Source organism: Bacillus kwashiorkori (genome assembly GCF_001375515.1).
Classification (GTDB): domain Bacteria; phylum Bacillota; class Bacilli; order Bacillales; family Caldibacillaceae; genus Bacillus_BK; species Bacillus_BK kwashiorkori.
On record NZ_CTDX01000011.1, the window covers coordinates 70,078 to 85,122 of the forward strand.

14 protein-coding genes and 1 pseudogene are annotated in these 15,045 nt (G+C 34.3%); 8 read left to right on the top strand and 7 right to left on the bottom strand.

What is annotated here, in order from left to right; translation table 11 throughout:
- Nucleotides 1-14 precede the first annotated feature (14 nt).
- From BN1242_RS02970 to BN1242_RS02995, 6 genes are all read right to left on the bottom strand, one after another.
- On the bottom strand, nt 15-719 hold the full coding sequence (locus tag BN1242_RS02970) for a cytochrome c biogenesis CcdA family protein (RefSeq protein ID WP_060681782.1): 705 nt from the start codon (nt 717-719) through the stop codon (nt 15-17).
- A 33-nt stretch (nt 720-752) separates the two neighbouring features.
- The gene (gene resA, locus BN1242_RS02975) at nt 753-1,328 is read right to left on the bottom strand and encodes a thiol-disulfide oxidoreductase ResA (protein ID WP_040047918.1); all 576 of its coding nucleotides are present in this window, start codon (nt 1,326-1,328) and stop codon (nt 753-755) included.
- A gap of 196 nt (nt 1,329-1,524) precedes the next feature.
- Nucleotides 1,525-3,696, bottom strand: coding sequence for a copper-translocating P-type ATPase (locus BN1242_RS02980; RefSeq protein WP_062351109.1), 2,172 nt, complete (start codon nt 3,694-3,696; stop codon nt 1,525-1,527).
- A gap of 188 nt (nt 3,697-3,884) precedes the next feature.
- The gene (locus BN1242_RS02985; protein WP_062351111.1) at nt 3,885-4,565 is read right to left on the bottom strand and encodes a response regulator transcription factor; all 681 of its coding nucleotides are present in this window, start codon (nt 4,563-4,565) and stop codon (nt 3,885-3,887) included.
- Nucleotide 4,566: 1 nt separating this feature from the next.
- A complete protein-coding gene (locus tag BN1242_RS02990) occupies nt 4,567-5,946 on the bottom strand; it encodes a sensor histidine kinase (protein ID WP_062351113.1) in 1,380 nt (459 codons plus the stop codon).
- Between the two features lie 13 nt (nt 5,947-5,959).
- Nucleotides 5,960-6,685, bottom strand: a complete 726-nt coding sequence (locus BN1242_RS02995) for a cytochrome c biogenesis CcdA family protein (protein ID WP_062351115.1) — start codon at nt 6,683-6,685, stop codon at nt 5,960-5,962.
- 312 nt (nt 6,686-6,997) lie between these two features.
- Here BN1242_RS02995 and BN1242_RS03000 point away from each other — a divergent pair, with 312 nt between their 5' ends.
- The 5 genes and pseudogenes from BN1242_RS03000 to BN1242_RS03020 all read left to right on the top strand — a co-directional run.
- Nucleotides 6,998-7,249, top strand: coding sequence for a metal-sensing transcriptional repressor (locus tag BN1242_RS03000; protein ID WP_046128617.1), 252 nt, complete (start codon nt 6,998-7,000; stop codon nt 7,247-7,249).
- A 13-nt stretch (nt 7,250-7,262) separates the two neighbouring features.
- On the top strand, nt 7,263-9,647 hold the full coding sequence (locus BN1242_RS03005; RefSeq protein WP_062351117.1) for a heavy metal translocating P-type ATPase: 2,385 nt from the start codon (nt 7,263-7,265) through the stop codon (nt 9,645-9,647).
- Between the two features lie 29 nt (nt 9,648-9,676).
- On the top strand, nt 9,677-9,886 hold the full coding sequence (gene copZ, locus BN1242_RS03010) for a copper chaperone CopZ (RefSeq protein WP_062351118.1): 210 nt from the start codon (nt 9,677-9,679) through the stop codon (nt 9,884-9,886).
- Between the two features lie 349 nt (nt 9,887-10,235).
- Nucleotides 10,236-10,877 (top strand): YdhK family protein, encoded by a 642-nt coding sequence (locus BN1242_RS03015; RefSeq protein ID WP_062351120.1) that lies wholly within the window; start codon nt 10,236-10,238, stop codon nt 10,875-10,877.
- A gap of 271 nt (nt 10,878-11,148) precedes the next feature.
- Nucleotides 11,149-11,500 (top strand): annotated as a pseudogene (locus BN1242_RS03020) (cation-transporting P-type ATPase); the annotation flags it as partial.
- A gap of 166 nt (nt 11,501-11,666) precedes the next feature.
- On the opposite strand, the gene BN1242_RS03025 reads toward BN1242_RS03020, so the two are convergent.
- Nucleotides 11,667-12,620 carry an arsenic resistance protein gene (locus BN1242_RS03025; protein ID WP_040037801.1) on the bottom strand — a complete coding sequence of 318 codons (954 nt, stop codon included), beginning with the start codon at nt 12,618-12,620 and terminating at the stop codon, nt 11,667-11,669.
- A 296-nt stretch (nt 12,621-12,916) separates the two neighbouring features.
- Between BN1242_RS03025 and BN1242_RS03030 the strand changes: the two genes are divergently transcribed.
- The 3 genes from BN1242_RS03030 to arsC are packed head-to-tail and all read left to right on the top strand — an operon-like array spanning nt 12,917 to nt 15,010.
- Nucleotides 12,917-13,261: an ArsR/SmtB family transcription factor gene (locus tag BN1242_RS03030; RefSeq protein ID WP_087941717.1), complete on the top strand. Its 345-nt coding sequence runs from the start codon at nt 12,917-12,919 to the stop codon at nt 13,259-13,261.
- Nucleotides 13,262-13,276: 15 nt separating this feature from the next.
- Nucleotides 13,277-14,575 carry an arsenic transporter gene (locus tag BN1242_RS03035; RefSeq protein ID WP_040037802.1) on the top strand — a complete coding sequence of 433 codons (1,299 nt, stop codon included), beginning with the start codon at nt 13,277-13,279 and terminating at the stop codon, nt 14,573-14,575.
- 15 nt (nt 14,576-14,590) lie between these two features.
- Nucleotides 14,591-15,010, top strand: coding sequence for an arsenate reductase (thioredoxin) (gene arsC, locus BN1242_RS03040; protein ID WP_062351124.1), 420 nt, complete (start codon nt 14,591-14,593; stop codon nt 15,008-15,010).
- Nucleotides 15,011-15,045 lie beyond the last annotated feature (35 nt).

The window sequence follows — 15,045 nt, forward strand, 5'->3', positions numbered from 1 at the left end:
ATGGAAAATATATTTTAAAATCCATAAAAACCAAACCATCCAGCTAAGAAGGAAGTTAATTTCGTCAACCAATCAAAGAATAGTGCTACTCCCATGAAAATCATAATGTATCCACCAATTTTAATTAATTTTAGGCTATGTTTTTTAATCCATTTAATTTTACCAATAAACAATGCTAATAATAGAAATGGGATCGAAAAACCTAAAACATAACTAATCATCATAATCATACCAACATCAGGATTTGTTGCAGCTAATGATAACACAATAGCTAGTATTGGACCGGTACAAGGAGTCCATCCCAAAGAGAATGCCATTCCTATGATGAAAGAACCAACATAACCGCCGGGACGATTTTTGAATGTGATTTTTTTATTCTTCATTAGAAATTTAAAATTAAAAATTCCAACAATCACTAGTCCAAAGAAAATAATTAAAATAGCACCAATTTGTCTAATGGCATCTTGGTAGGTTAATAGGAATTCCGATATATAAGAGGTGGTAAAACCAATCATAATAAAAATGCTTGAGAACCCTAGTAAAAATAGAACGGTATGTAAAAGAGCTTTTTTATTCATTTTTTTATTTTCTTCATTTATCTCACTTACGCTCATTCCGGTAATATAAGATAAAAATGCCGGATATAGTGGTAATACACACGGTGAAATAAAAGAAAGGAAACCAGCACCAAAAGCTAGAAATATATTTATTTCATTCAAAAATTTTATCCCCCTTTATTAGAAAATTGCGGTCTATTGTTTTGGTAATATTTCTTTAAAGTAACTCTCCAAACTTTCTAATGATAAGGCCCCATTTACAATCCTTTGAATTTCCCCATCCGGATTAATGAATATGGAACTTGGAATTGGTCCTATTTTGTATAAATCCCTGACTTCTCCTGTTTTATCATGGGGAATTGGAAAGGTTAGATCATATTTATCAATAAATCGATCTACAACCAATTCTGTATTATCCAAACTAACTGCAATGATTTCAATTCCTTTTTCTTTATATACGGGATAAAGCTCTTGCATGTAAGGCATTTCTTCTTCACACGGTTTACACCAAGTACCCCAAAAGTTCAGCATAATACCTTGCCCTTTAAAATCACTTAGTCGTATAGTTTCTAATTCATTATTTTTATTAATTTGCTTTAATTCAAAGTCAGGTGCTTCATCTCCGACTTGATAAATGGTTTTATCCGCTTGTATATTAGACACTAATGCAAATATAATAGCTCCAACCATTACAATTAATATAGAAGTTCTAAAAATTAATCTGTTTTTCCTTTTATTTTTCTTCTTCTTTTTCGTTTCCTCCAAACTCATAAGTATGTATCACTCCTTATAGGAAATATAGTATAACGGTGGTATTATCTAAAGACACTCTCTGTTAGATTACGTTACAAGTTTGCAGAAATTAAGCAGATTCTTTGTACTATTTATGAACAGAATTTACCTACAGAAAAATAAAAGGCTAAGCAATACCATACATGCTTAGCCAAACATAAACTATTTGTTTCTATTAATCGATTTTTAATAATTGAGCGTTTATTGCACAAATAATAGTACTGAGTGACATAACTGCGGCTCCGACGGCAGGGGTTATGACAAACCCAACATTGTACAATACACCTGCAGCTAAAGGAATAGCAACAATGTTATACCCAGCAGCCCATCCTAAATTTTGAACCATTTTCCTGCGACTTGCCTTAGACAATTTAATGATATTTAAAATGTCTACTGGATTACTGTTAACTAGTATGACATCAGCTGTTTCAATCGCAACGTCTGTACCTGCACCAATAGCAATTCCCAAATCAGCTTCCGCTAAGGCGGGGGCATCATTAATTCCATCTCCAATCATCGCCACTTTTTTTCCATTTTGTTTTAAATACTTCACATTATTTGATTTCTCATGGGGAAGTACTTCAGCGATGACTTTGGAAATACCTAATTTTTCTCCTACATAATTTGCTACACGTGTGTTGTCACCAGTCATCATAACCGTCTCTATGCCACGGTCATTTAATTCTTTAATAACTTTATAAGAAGATTCACGGATGATATCAGCTAGGGCTATCATTCCTTGTAAGACATTATCTTTAAGAACAAATACGACTGTTTTCCCTTGTAAAGCCAGTTGGTCATAAATTTTTTCATCAAAAGAAATTTTATTTGCTTTCATAGCACCGGGACTAATAACAGCAATTTCTGCATCACCGATTTTAGCTACTAACCCTTTCCCAGTTAAATTCTGATAATCCTTAACATCAAGGGGGGTTAAATTACGATCATTTCCTTCTTTCACAATTCCTTTAGCAATTGGATGGTCTGATTGTGTTTCAACAGAATAGGCTAATTTCAATAATTCTTCTTCACTAATTCCCTCACTTGGATGGATATCTGTAACACCAAAATTACCTTCCGTAAGTGTTCCTGTTTTGTCAAACACCACGCGGTCCAATTTAAATGCACTTTCAAATGCTACTCTATTTCGAATTAACAAGCCGTTTTTAGCTGCAATGGAAGTAGATCTAGTTGTTACTAGTGGTGTTGCCAAACCAAGTGCATGTGGACAAGCAATAATTAAAACGGTAACCATTCGTTCCAAAGCAAAATCTAAATCCCCGTTAGTCCACCAAACTGCAAAGGTTATAATCCCTACTACAAGAGCAACATAGAATAACCATTTAGCAGCAATATCCGCAAAGCCTTGGGCCTTTGATTTTGATTTTTCTGCATCGCTTACCAATTTAATAACTTGGGATAGGTAGGTGTCATTTCCTGTTTTACTTACCTTAACTTTTAATACACCATCACCATTGACGGAACCACCTATCGCTTCCATTCCGGGTCCTTTTTCAACAGGGACAGATTCTCCTGTAAGCATAGACTCATCGACGGTAGATTCTCCTTCGTAAATTTCACCATCAATTGGAATCTTTTCACCCGATTTAACTAAAATCAGGTCACCCGGTTGTAAATCTTCGACTGTTACCTCAACAATATTTCCGGATTTGTCCAGTTTATGGGCTTCTTTTGGCATTAACTTGATTAGCTCTTCCAGTGCCTTTGAAGCACCCATCAGGGATTTCATTTCTATCCAATGTCCTAACAACATAATTACAATAAGAGTAGCTAATTCAAAGAAGAAGTCGCTGCCTTCGATAAAGAATGCTGTCAGTGTGCTATATACATAAGCGGCGATGATAGCTAAAGAAATTAACATCATCATTGCAGGCGATTTCTCTTTTAACTCATCCCATGCACCAAGTAAAAATGGTTTTCCACCATAGAAAAAGACAATCGTGGAAAGCAAGAAAAGTAAAAGGGTATCACCTGTGAAATTTACTTCATATCCAATCAGCATTTGAATCATTGGAGACAAGTATAAAATAGGAATTGATAAAACTAGGGATATCCAAAAACGTTTCTTAAAATCTTCTACCATATGTTCGTGATGTCCGCCGTGTCCACCATGTCCACCATGATGCCCACTATGTCCATGACTGTGGTCGTGATTTTTGTGTTCTTCATGTCCATGTTTGTGATGACCATGCATATCTTCATGTTCATGATTGTGATGTTGATGACTGCGATGTTCTTGTTTCTCATGTTGTTTGTGATTATGATGGTCATGTTCTCTATGCCTATTGTGGTTGTGTTGATTCTCTTCATTTCCATTGTTATTCATTATTACTCCTCCTTTGGTATGGATATTTAGATGAATTTCCTATTATTTTCTGTATTATTCATCCTTCTATCCATACTATATCATACTATACCCCTGTACAGTATTGAATAAGGCTATGATTTTATGTAAAAGATTTGTGTCAAAACAAAAGGTCTTCTTTTATAATTGTATTAAAGACCTTTTTATTCCTATAATGAAGGCTTGTTTACCCATTTATATCCAACACCCCAAACAGTTTTTAAATAATCATCGATTGGAAATCCAGATTGACGAATTTTATCTCGCATGTTCCGTACGTGGGAATCAACCGTTCTTCCTTCTGTGTGTGAATCGTATCCCCAAATTAATTCAATTAATTGTTCCCTAGTAAACACTTGGTTTGGTTTTCTCATAAAATAACCTAGCATGGTAAATTCCTTTGGTGTTAACTTTATTGTATTAGTTTTATATGACAACTCAAACTCATCTTCATTCCATAAAAGATCATTTACTTCAATCTTCCTCGCAGGTTTCATTCTACGTAATACAGCTTCTATTCTTGCTAATAACTCAGCCCCGTCAAACGGTTTTGTTACATAATCATCTGCACCCAATTTTAAGCCTTTAATAATATCCTCTTTCTGTTCACGAGCGGTTACCATGATAATGGGGATATCCGAATCTTTTCTTATCTCTTGACATAATTCCCAACCATTCATCTCAGGCATCATAATATCGATAAGTACAATGTCAAAAGTCTCTTCTTTTAAAAACGATAATGCCTCTTTTGCACTAATAGCTTTTTTACATATGTAATTATATGGTCTCAAATATAATGCTAATAAATCTAGCATTCGTTTTTCATCATCTACTAACAGAGCTTTAACCATTTTATTCACCTCTTGCTAATTGAATAATAACCCTTGTACCTTTCCCAAGTTCACTTTCAATTTCAATCGTCCCTCCGTGGGATTCTATAATTTCCTTTGCAATAGCTAATCCTAATCCCGTTCCGCCACTTTCTCTGGAACGCGATTTTTCTACACGGTATAACCGTTCAAATAGATAAGGTAATTCCTCTTTTGGAATTCCTTCTCCTTCATCTAAAATAGTTATAGTAATTTCTCTTTCATTCTGGGTTACTTCTAATGATATAGACTTTCCTTCGGGTGTATGTTTTCTGGCATTATCCAGTATATTCAATAATACCTGTTGGATCCTATCGGGATCAATATTACCTATGATATTTACTGGGCATGAAGAAGAAAGTGTAATATTTTTTTCTTCTAATACTGGAGCAATTCGTTCTTCAATCGTTTGAATTAGTTGTCTAAAGATAATATTTTTTCGGTTAATTACAAATTTATTTTCATCCATTCTAGCTAGGTCAAATAAATTTTTAACCAAGACTGTTAAATGCTCTGTTTCTTCACGTATAATATCCAGATATTCCTTTCTTTCTTCGTCTGTTATGTCTTGCTTACTTATGATATCTGCATACCCTTTTATATAGGTTAATGGCGTTCTAAGTTCGTGAGAGATACTTGCCAAAAATTCATTTCTGTCACTTTTTAATCGTTCAAGATCACTTGATAACCTCATGATAGAACCAGCTAATTCTCCTAGTTCATCTTTTCGTTCCTTATGTAATTCCACTTGAGTTTTCCCCTTGCTTAGTTGTTCCGTTGCTTCTTTCATTTTCATTAATGGTAACGTAATAAAACGAGAAAGAATAAAAACGGTAAAGATTGTTAAAACAATGGTGATTAGTCCAACTATGACAAATTGATCACTCAAATGATTAACCATATTTTTTACAATATTGGTATTAGCAAACATAAAGACATGCCCTTGATGTTCTTCATCAATCGTAATGGGACTATCAACTGCTATATATTGTCTTTCCGACCAACGTTGTTCTACTACCTTTCCTAAATTGGGTATATCCTTATAATCCGTATGATCAATTACTTCAAACATTTCTTTTTCGACAGGATCGGAATTAATGATGATGTTACCATTGGCATCGGTAATAATAACAGCAAATTCCGATTCTGACTCCATGATAGCAACATGCTCCAACGTGGATGAATTAAAGTTATTTTCCAAGACAGCACTATGTGTATTGGCACGAGCTAATAAACTATTCATTACTTCATCAATACGTTCATTTGCTATATTTGTATATAGAATAAAATAAACAAAAACCTCGATAATTAACATGAATACAAAGAATAATAGTCCAATTTTTAAGGATAATTTATTAAACATAACCCGCCCTCTTTTACCAGTAAGTTAAAGTATCCAGAATACCAATAACAAGAATAATAACCCCTGCAAGTTTCTGAACGAGTGAACCTATTTTTCTGCTTTTCTTTAATATAATCCCACTTGCCCCAAAATACCAAATAAGAAAAATAATTAATAAAAGTGGGAGAGAGGTTCCAATTCCAAATACAGAAGGTAATACAAATCCATATGATGTTTCTAATACAACTGGCATTAAGGTTAGTATAAATAATACAAACATAGTAGGGCAAAATGCTAACGTAAAACTTGCACCCATTAAAAAGCTTCCTAGATAGCTGTCTCTAAGCCTAGTAGGGATTTTAAACATTTTCCCGGTTTTCCTCCAACTAAATAATCCGAGCATAAATATACCAACTAGTATAAGTAATGGTCCTATTAATTTCCTTAGAATCGGGAACATTTGTGTAAGAGTACTGTGTACTTCCTTTCCGAGTAACCAAATCACTAAACCAATAATTGAAAAAACGAATATTTTACCTAAAACAAATAGAAATACGTGTAACCAAGGGACTTTTTCGATTAATGATTTATTCCCATAAATAGTCATTGCACTAATATTACCTGTAAGTTGACAGGGAGCAACTGCGCCAATTAACCCAAGAAAAAATGCAAATAGTAGCGGTATGTGTTCATATCCATATGCAATTTGCTGAAGTGGTCCATTTAGCATGATGGCTATTTCATTAAAAAGATCGAACATATTTATTCACTCACTTTGCCCTTAATAGTTTTATCCATTAAATAACATATAAAAAATATGTCCATTTTTTGTGCAGATTTCAGCAAATATTAATCAAAGGTAATAATGAAGAAAGAGAATCTCAAAATATTAATAGAAAGTGCGTTTTAATGTGATTGTTAAATAATAGGGGAAATATAACAAAATATAAAGTTTATCCATTGACAATAATACTATACGGGGGTATCGTAAATATATAAAGATAAGGAAGTGATTCATTTGGAGGAAAAATTCTTACATGATCATCCGAGTAAACCAAGAACAAAAGATGAAATGCAAAAAATAATTAATCGTTTAAAACGAATTGAGGGTCAAGTTCGTGGAATACAGAAAATGGTGGAAGATGATCGTTATTGTGTAGATATTTTAGTACAAATAAGTGCCATTCAATCGGCATTAAAAAATGTAGGATTTTCTATCACGGAACGACATATTAAACATTGTGTTAGTGATGCTATCAAACAAGGTGAAGGTAAGGAAACCATTGAAGAATTATTGAATGTCATGAAGCAGTTTTCTAAGTAAGGAGGGAATTGTTATGAGTGAAACAAATCATACTACACTTGGTGTAACAGGGATGACCTGTGCAGCTTGTTCTAATCGTGTTGAAAAGGTTTTGAATAAAATGGATGGGGTCAAGGCCCAAGTTAATTTAACAACAGAAAAGGCAACGATAGATTATGATCCAGAAAAAACCTCTATTGAGGATATATCGGAAAAAATAGAGAATGTTGGTTACGGTGTTCTAACGGAGAAAACAGAACTAGATGTCTTTCGGATGACTTGTGCAGCTTGCTCTAACCGTATTGAAAAGGTATTAAATAAACAAGAAGGAGTGAAACTTGCAACTGTAAACTTAACGACAGAAAGTGCGGCTATTGAATATAATCCCGGAATCGTTGATGTAAAAGACCTAATTGATAAAATTAAAAATATTGGTTATGATGCAAAACCAAAGGCAAAAGCCGAAGACAAACAAACATATAAAGAAAAAGAATTAAAAAATATGAAGAAGAAATTAATTATTTCTGCTGTCCTATCTGCACCATTATTATTAACGATGCTTGTTCATTTATTAGGAATGAGTATACCAGATATATTCATGAATCCTTGGTTCCAATTTGCTTTAGCAACACCCGTTCAATTTATCATCGGATGGCAATTTTATGAAGGAGCATATAAGAACCTACGTAATGGTGGAGCAAACATGGATGTACTTGTTGCATTAGGTACAAGTGCGGCTTATTTCTTTAGCTTATACGAAGCATTCAAGACTATTGGCAATCCAGAATATATGCCACATCTATACTTTGAAACGAGTGCCGTTTTGATTACGTTAATTTTGTTTGGTAAATATTTAGAAACGAGAGCCAAAAGTCAAACAACAAATGCTTTATCAAAATTGCTTAATTTACAAGCAAAAGAAGCTCGTGTAATTAGAGATGGTAAAGAATTAATGATTCCTGTAGAAGAAGTTGTCGTTGGGGATCACTTAATTGTCAAGCCGGGAGAAAAGATACCTGTTGATGGTATGGTTGTAAAAGGAAGAACATCGGTTGATGAATCCATGCTTACAGGAGAATCAATTCCAATTGAAAAGGATTCAGGAGCAAAATTAATTGGATCTACTATTAATAAAAATGGCTCCATTGAAATGGAAGCAACAAAAGTAGGCAAAGATACGGCCCTTGCATCTATTGTCAAGGTCGTGGAGGAAGCCCAAGGTTCAAAGGCTCCAATTCAACGATTAGCAGATGTTATTTCAGGTTATTTCGTTCCGATAGTGGTCGGTATTGCTATCCTTACTTTTATTATATGGATTACTTTAGTACAACCGGGTCATTTAGAACCTGCTTTGGTTGCAGCAATTGCTGTACTTGTTATTGCCTGTCCATGTGCTTTAGGACTTGCAACACCAACATCAATTATGGTTGGAACAGGAAAAGCAGCAGAAAGTGGAATTTTATTTAAAGGTGGAGAACATCTGGAAGGGACACATAAATTAGAAGCAATTGTGCTTGATAAGACTGGTACAATCACAAAAGGAAAGCCGGAAGTAACAGATTTTTCAGGTGACGAAGAAACATTACAATTATTGGCTAGTGCAGAAAAAGGATCCGAACATCCACTTGCAGAAGCTATTGTGGCATACGCTACAGAGAATAGCATCGACTTCTTGGATGTAGATCATTTCTCAGCGATACCCGGTCATGGTATTGAAGCAACAATTTCTGGAAAAAACATTCTTGTTGGTAATAGAAAGTTAATGAATGATCATCAAATTGATACAACAGGTTATGAAGAAAAATTAATAAATTATGAAACAGATGGTAAGACAGCGATGTTGATTGCTATTGATGGTGAGTACCGGGGAACAGTTGCTGTTGCAGATACTATAAAAGAATCGGCTCCAGAGGCTATTAAGCAATTGAAAGATTTAGGAATAGAAGTGTTTATGTTAACAGGTGATAATGAAAGAACAGCTAAAGCAATAGCAAAACAAGTTGGAATTGATCAGGTAATCGCTGAAGTATTACCTGAAGAAAAAGCAGCTAAAGTAAAAGCAATCCAAGAACAAGGTAAGAAAGTTGCAATGGTTGGAGATGGTGTTAATGATGCACCTGCACTTGTTACAGCGGATATTGGAATTGCCATTGGAACTGGTACAGAAGTAGCTATTGAAGCTGCTGACGTTACGATTCTTGGTGGTGAGCTATTGCTTATACCGAAGGCAATTAAAATCAGTCATGCAACGATTCGAAATATCCGACAAAACCTTTTCTGGGCATTCGGATATAATACAGCTGGAATACCAGTTGCAGCAATTGGATTACTTGCACCGTGGATTGCTGGTGCAGCAATGGCATTAAGTTCTGTAAGTGTAGTTACTAACTCACTCCGTCTAAAACGAGTGAAGTTATAAAAACATCCTTTAAAGGAGGTGAAAACAGTATGGAAAATAAATCAATAGATGTACAAGGTATGACTTGTGGTCATTGCAAAATGTCAGTTGAAGGTGCATTGAAAAAATTAGATGGTGTATCCTCTGCTGAAGTTAATTTAGAAGCTGGCAAAGTAGATGTTACTTTTGATGAATCGAAAGTAAATGTTGATGCCATGAAAGAAGCTATTGAAGAACAAGGCTACGATGTGGGAGCTTAATAAAATATTGTAAAAAGCTGATTTTCAATTTGGAAAATCAGCTTTTTTCATGCAACATGAATAAAATGGTCTAGTACTTAACACACGATAATTGCCTATTAGGTTAAAGCTACTTGAATAACTAAATTTTCAAAGTGTAGGTTGTGTTCTAAATGAAAATATCGATATTCAGGTAAAATATAGCATATAAAGAGCATTTTGATAATGTTTGTTATCAAAATTAGGATAAATTGTGAATGGTTTATCTTAGAATCAAAATGATTCATAGTATCTAAAAATCTGCATATAATCTGCAAGTTTGATGGTTAGAATATACGCAAGCGCAATTCAATTAGGAGGGAATGTTTGAATGAAAAGTAGAAAATTTTTAATAGGGATATTAACTATATTCACAGTGCTTTTCTTATCTGCATGTACAGGTGCAAATGAAGAAGAAAATACAGAAACCGAATCAGGTACTGAAGAAAATATGGACATGAAATCCAATAATAATGAAATGGATATGGAAGAATCTGATACCAACGAAGATATGGAAGGCATGGATCATTCTGGTATGAACCATTCTAGCACTGGCGAAGTCCCAGAAGGCTTACAAAAATCGGATAACCCAACTTATGAGGTTGGCAGCCAAGCTATAATTGAATCTGATCATATGCCGGGAATGAAAGGTGCAGAGGCAACAATCGTTGGAGCATATGATACCACGGTATATACTGTTTCCTACACGCCTACAACCAGTGGGGAACCGGTAGAAAATCACAAATGGGTCATCCACGAGGAGATTGAAGGAGCCGGGGAAGAACCATTTGAACCGGGTACTGAGGTGACCTTAAATACGGATCATATGGAAGGAATGAACGGGGCTGATGCAGTTATTGATTCTGCCGAAGAAACAACGGTATATATGGTTGATTTTGTAACAACTGATACAGGAGATGAAGTAAAAAACCACAAGTGGGTAACGGAAAGTGAATTGTCATCAGTAGAATAATTATTAAATTAGGGACTTATCCAAATCGGGTAGGTTCTTTTTTAGTAGTTGAATTGGGAGAGGTACTTGCTATTATTTACATATATATAGGTAAGTTGTATAACTCTATCTGACACAATAAACATTCGTTGCTACTACTATGGAATAATCACCAAGATTAATGCACTTCTGAAATTTTAATGAAAAGGGAAGGAGAACTACAAAGTTGACCTAGAAGGAGAGAGTAGAGAATAAAAGAAAGAATACAAAAAGAATTTAAGTAACAGAGCTAGTTAGAAATACAACAAACTCCAAAATTATTCACCTTGTAGAAGAAACACAAGATGAACGCACACCATCTCAAGCGTTTGTAGATAAATTTGCAAAATATTATACACCTATTATTATTTGGTGGGAGCTGGGGAACTTGGGCTTATCAAGGGCAAGCTGTTCTTGTCGTTGGTTGTCCTTGTGCATTAGTTATTTCAATTGTTTCAGCAATTGGAAATGCAGCTAAAAAAGGTGTGCTTATCAAAGGCGGAATTTATCTAGGAGAAATGGGTGCCTTAAAAGCGATTGCTTTTGACAAAACTGGTGCATTAACAAAAGGGATTCCTGTTGTAACAGATTTTAATGTGTTGAACAGTTAATGGTACATTCAACGACTTATTTTCACTTCTTTAAAATATATCCGATAATTAAAGGGAGAATCTTTAAAGAAGATGTAAACCAATTTATTTAATATGGAGACACAGGATAGAATAGAAAGAACGCATCATAAGCTAAAATTTGATGTGTTCTTTTTTTCTCTTATGTGGTCTTACCTTTAGAGATAAACAATAAAATCTGAGTGATAATAGCAAGTATAGGTAATTCCAATAATGGACCTATAACTAATGTTAAAGCAATTAAAGGTTGATCCGGAAATGCTGTCATAGCAATTGCTAAAGCTATAGGTGAATTTCTAGCTAAAGTGGTCATATTCAAACTGACTTTATCAGATTGCGAGAATTTCAGAAGCTGCCCAATTTTCCGGCCAACGATAAAGTTTATTACAAAATATAGAAGAATAGGGATTGTTAACTTCCACAATAAATTTAGGTTATCAAGTAGTAATTGTCCTTGAGAAGCAAACATTGCAACGATTGCAAGGCTTAGAGAAATAATTGGTAGCGCACTTAATTTCGATAATAGATTTTTAGCGAACTGTTGTTTACTTTTCAATAATGCTTTTGTTAAGACTGATAAAGCTAATGGGATGAATAATACAATCAGTATACTTTCAACCAAAAAGGAAAGTTCAATAAATCCTGTAGTTCCACCGAAAATTAGAAGATAAACGGGTAGTAAGAAAACCTGTAATAGTAAATTTAAAGGCAAAATAGCAGTTGATAAAGCAACATTTCCCTTTGCTAAACCTGTAAAGATTATGTACCAATCAGTACAAGGAGTAACCATTAACATGATAAAACCAATATATAATGCAGGGTTATCACCTAAAAATAGTAAAGCTAATAGCCACGCTAAAAGAGGTGTCCAAAGAAAATTCATGATGACTGTAGTAGATGTGAACTTTAAGTTTTTAAAAGACTTTCTTATTTCTTCAAAAGGAATTTGTAAGAAGGTAATATAAAGCATTGATATTAATAACGGTACAATAAAACTCTCTGCACTCGTTCTTATTGGTTCTAATTGTCCTAGACTTATGCCTATGATTACTGCTAAGAAAATAATAAATGTATACATCTTTTCGAATAAACCCATTTCATAATCACCCCAACGACAAGATAACTGTTATTCACGCCATTTTACCACAGAGTAACGACTTTAAGTTTTTTAGTAACTGAGAAATATTATTGGTTTGTAACTTTAATACATAAAGTAAAATAGACATCAATAATTATACATGCATTATTGCTAAACGTGCTTTATGTATTATTGATACAGGTTGTTGAATAAAACATCATTTTAAATGTCACATTTTAATGAAATATTTTATTGTATATATAAGCAAATAGTTATATGCTAATGTTGTAATGAAATTATAAGGAGGAGATGATGTGCTGCAAACAACCATTGAAATGGAAAAGGCTGCAGTTATTTTAAAATTATTGGGTGATAAAACAAGATTAACGATTATGAAATTAATTGATAATCAAGCTTGTTGTGTCTGTGAATTTGTTGAAATATTTCAAGTCAGTCAGCCATCGATTAGTCAGCATTTACGTAAGTTGAAAGACTTAGGATTGGTTAAGGAAGAAAGAAAAGGGCAATGGATATTTTACTCCGTAGATAAGGAAAATGAATATTATTCATTTATTAAACCTATTCTTGATCAATTACCTAATCAAGATTACAAATTAAAAGAACTTGAAGAAAATGGTACACGAATTTCTTGTTGTTAAATTGGAGGTATTATTTTGTCTACAACGCTTATACTCGCAATATTAATTTTTATTGCAACCCTAGTACTAGTAATATGGCAGCCAAAGGGCTTAAACATTGGCTGGTCCGCAATGGGTGGAGCTGTAATTGCCTTATTAGTAGGGGTAGTAGGATTCAGTGATGTTCTTGAAGTAATTGACATCACATGGAATGCAACGCTATCCTTTGTCGCAATTATCCTTATTTCTTTAATACTAGATGAGATTGGATTATTCGAATGGGCAGCACTGCACATGGCACGGGTAGCAAAAGGTCATGGAATAAAAATGTTTGTTTACATTAGTATTTTAGGTGCAGTTGTTGCAGCATTATTTGCGAATGACGGAGCGGCACTTATCCTAACACCGATTGTTCTTGCAATGGTGCGAAATTTGAATTTTAAAGAAAAAATGATATTCCCTTTCATTATGGCAAGTGGATTTATTGCGGATACAACTTCATTACCATTTATTGTAAGTAACTTAGTAAATATCGTTTCTGCAGACTTCTTTGGCATTGGATTTGTTGAATATGCTTCGCGGATGATTATTCCGAACTTATTTTCACTAATTGCAACCATTTCGGTATTACTAATCTACTTTAGAAAAAGTATCCCTAAGAATTATGATTTATCGAAACTTAGGGAACCGAAAGAAGCAATAAACGATATAAAGATGTTTCGCCTTTCTTGGTATGTTCTCGGATTATTAGTAATTGGCTATTTTAGTAGCGAATTCATAAATTTACCAGTATCTATTATTGCTGGGGCCATAGCTATATTCTTTATCATAATGGCCAGACGTAGTGCCGCTGTTAATACGAAAAAAGTTATTAAAGGCGCTCCGTGGAATATCGTTATTTTTTCAATTGGAATGTATGTCGTCGTATATGGATTGGGAAATGCCGGGCTGACCTCTGCGCTCGCAAGTGTTCTTCAAACTGTGGCTGAACAAGGATTATTCGTTGCTACAGTTGGAATGGGTTTTATAGCTGCTTTCCTGTCATCGATTATGAATAATATGCCAACCGTAATGATTGATGCATTAGCCATTGCTGAAACGAATACTTCTGGTGTATTAAGAGAAGCGCTTGTTTATGCTAACGTAGTTGGTTCGGATTTAGGACCAAAAATTACGCCAATTGGTTCACTAGCAACCTTAGTGTGGCTCCATGTACTTTCCCAAAAAGGAATTAAAATTTCATGGGGAACCTATTTTAAAACCGGGATTGTTTTAACTATCCCAATCCTATTTATAACATTAGTAGGTCTTTATCTAACACTTCTACTATTTTAAAAAGGAGAATGAATTATGTCTAAAAAAACAATTTATTTCTTATGTACGGGAAACTCTTGCAGAAGTCAAATGGCGGAAGGTTGGGCAAAAAATTATCTTGGTGATGAGTGGGAAGTAAGAAGTGCAGGTATTGAAGCACACGGACTAAACCCAAATGCTGTTAAAGCAATGAAGGAAGCTGGAATTGATATTTCTGTTCAAAAATCGGAAACCATTGATCAAGAATTTTTAAATAACGCAACATTGGCGGTAACATTATGTGGAGATGCCAAAGACCGCTGTCCAGTGACACCACCTCACGTAAAACGTGAACATTGGGGCTTTGACGATCCAGCCAAAGCAGAAGGTACGGAAGAAGAAGTTTGGAAAGTGTTTCAGCGCGTTCGGGATGAAATAGGAGAACGGATTAAGCGATTTGCTGAAACAGGTGAATAATAGGGAATGATGAGGCATGTTGATACGCAAGCCTT

What these genes read in the sequence shown, in the direction of transcription:
- resA (WP_040047918.1), bottom strand. Translation starts at nt 1,328, where the DNA reads ATGAGTTTGGAGGAAACGAAAAAGAAGAAGAAAAATAAAAGGAAAAAC.
- BN1242_RS02980 (WP_062351109.1), bottom strand. Translation starts at nt 3,696, where the DNA reads ATGAATAACAATGGAAATGAAGAGAATCAACACAACCACAATAGGCAT.
- BN1242_RS02985 (WP_062351111.1), bottom strand. Translation starts at nt 4,565, where the DNA reads ATGGTTAAAGCTCTGTTAGTAGATGATGAAAAACGAATGCTAGATTTA.
- BN1242_RS02990 (WP_062351113.1), bottom strand. Translation starts at nt 5,946, where the DNA reads ATGTTTAATAAATTATCCTTAAAAATTGGACTATTATTCTTTGTATTC.
- BN1242_RS02995 (WP_062351115.1), bottom strand. Translation starts at nt 6,685, where the DNA reads ATGTTCGATCTTTTTAATGAAATAGCCATCATGCTAAATGGACCACTT.
- BN1242_RS03000 (WP_046128617.1), top strand. Translation starts at nt 6,998, where the DNA reads ATGCAAAAAATAATTAATCGTTTAAAACGAATTGAGGGTCAAGTTCGT.
- BN1242_RS03005 (WP_062351117.1), top strand. Translation starts at nt 7,263, where the DNA reads ATGAGTGAAACAAATCATACTACACTTGGTGTAACAGGGATGACCTGT.
- copZ (WP_062351118.1), top strand. Translation starts at nt 9,677, where the DNA reads ATGGAAAATAAATCAATAGATGTACAAGGTATGACTTGTGGTCATTGC.
- BN1242_RS03015 (WP_062351120.1), top strand. Translation starts at nt 10,236, where the DNA reads ATGAAAAGTAGAAAATTTTTAATAGGGATATTAACTATATTCACAGTG.
- BN1242_RS03025 (WP_040037801.1), bottom strand. Translation starts at nt 12,620, where the DNA reads ATGGGTTTATTCGAAAAGATGTATACATTTATTATTTTCTTAGCAGTA.
- arsC (WP_062351124.1), top strand. Translation starts at nt 14,591, where the DNA reads ATGTCTAAAAAAACAATTTATTTCTTATGTACGGGAAACTCTTGCAGA.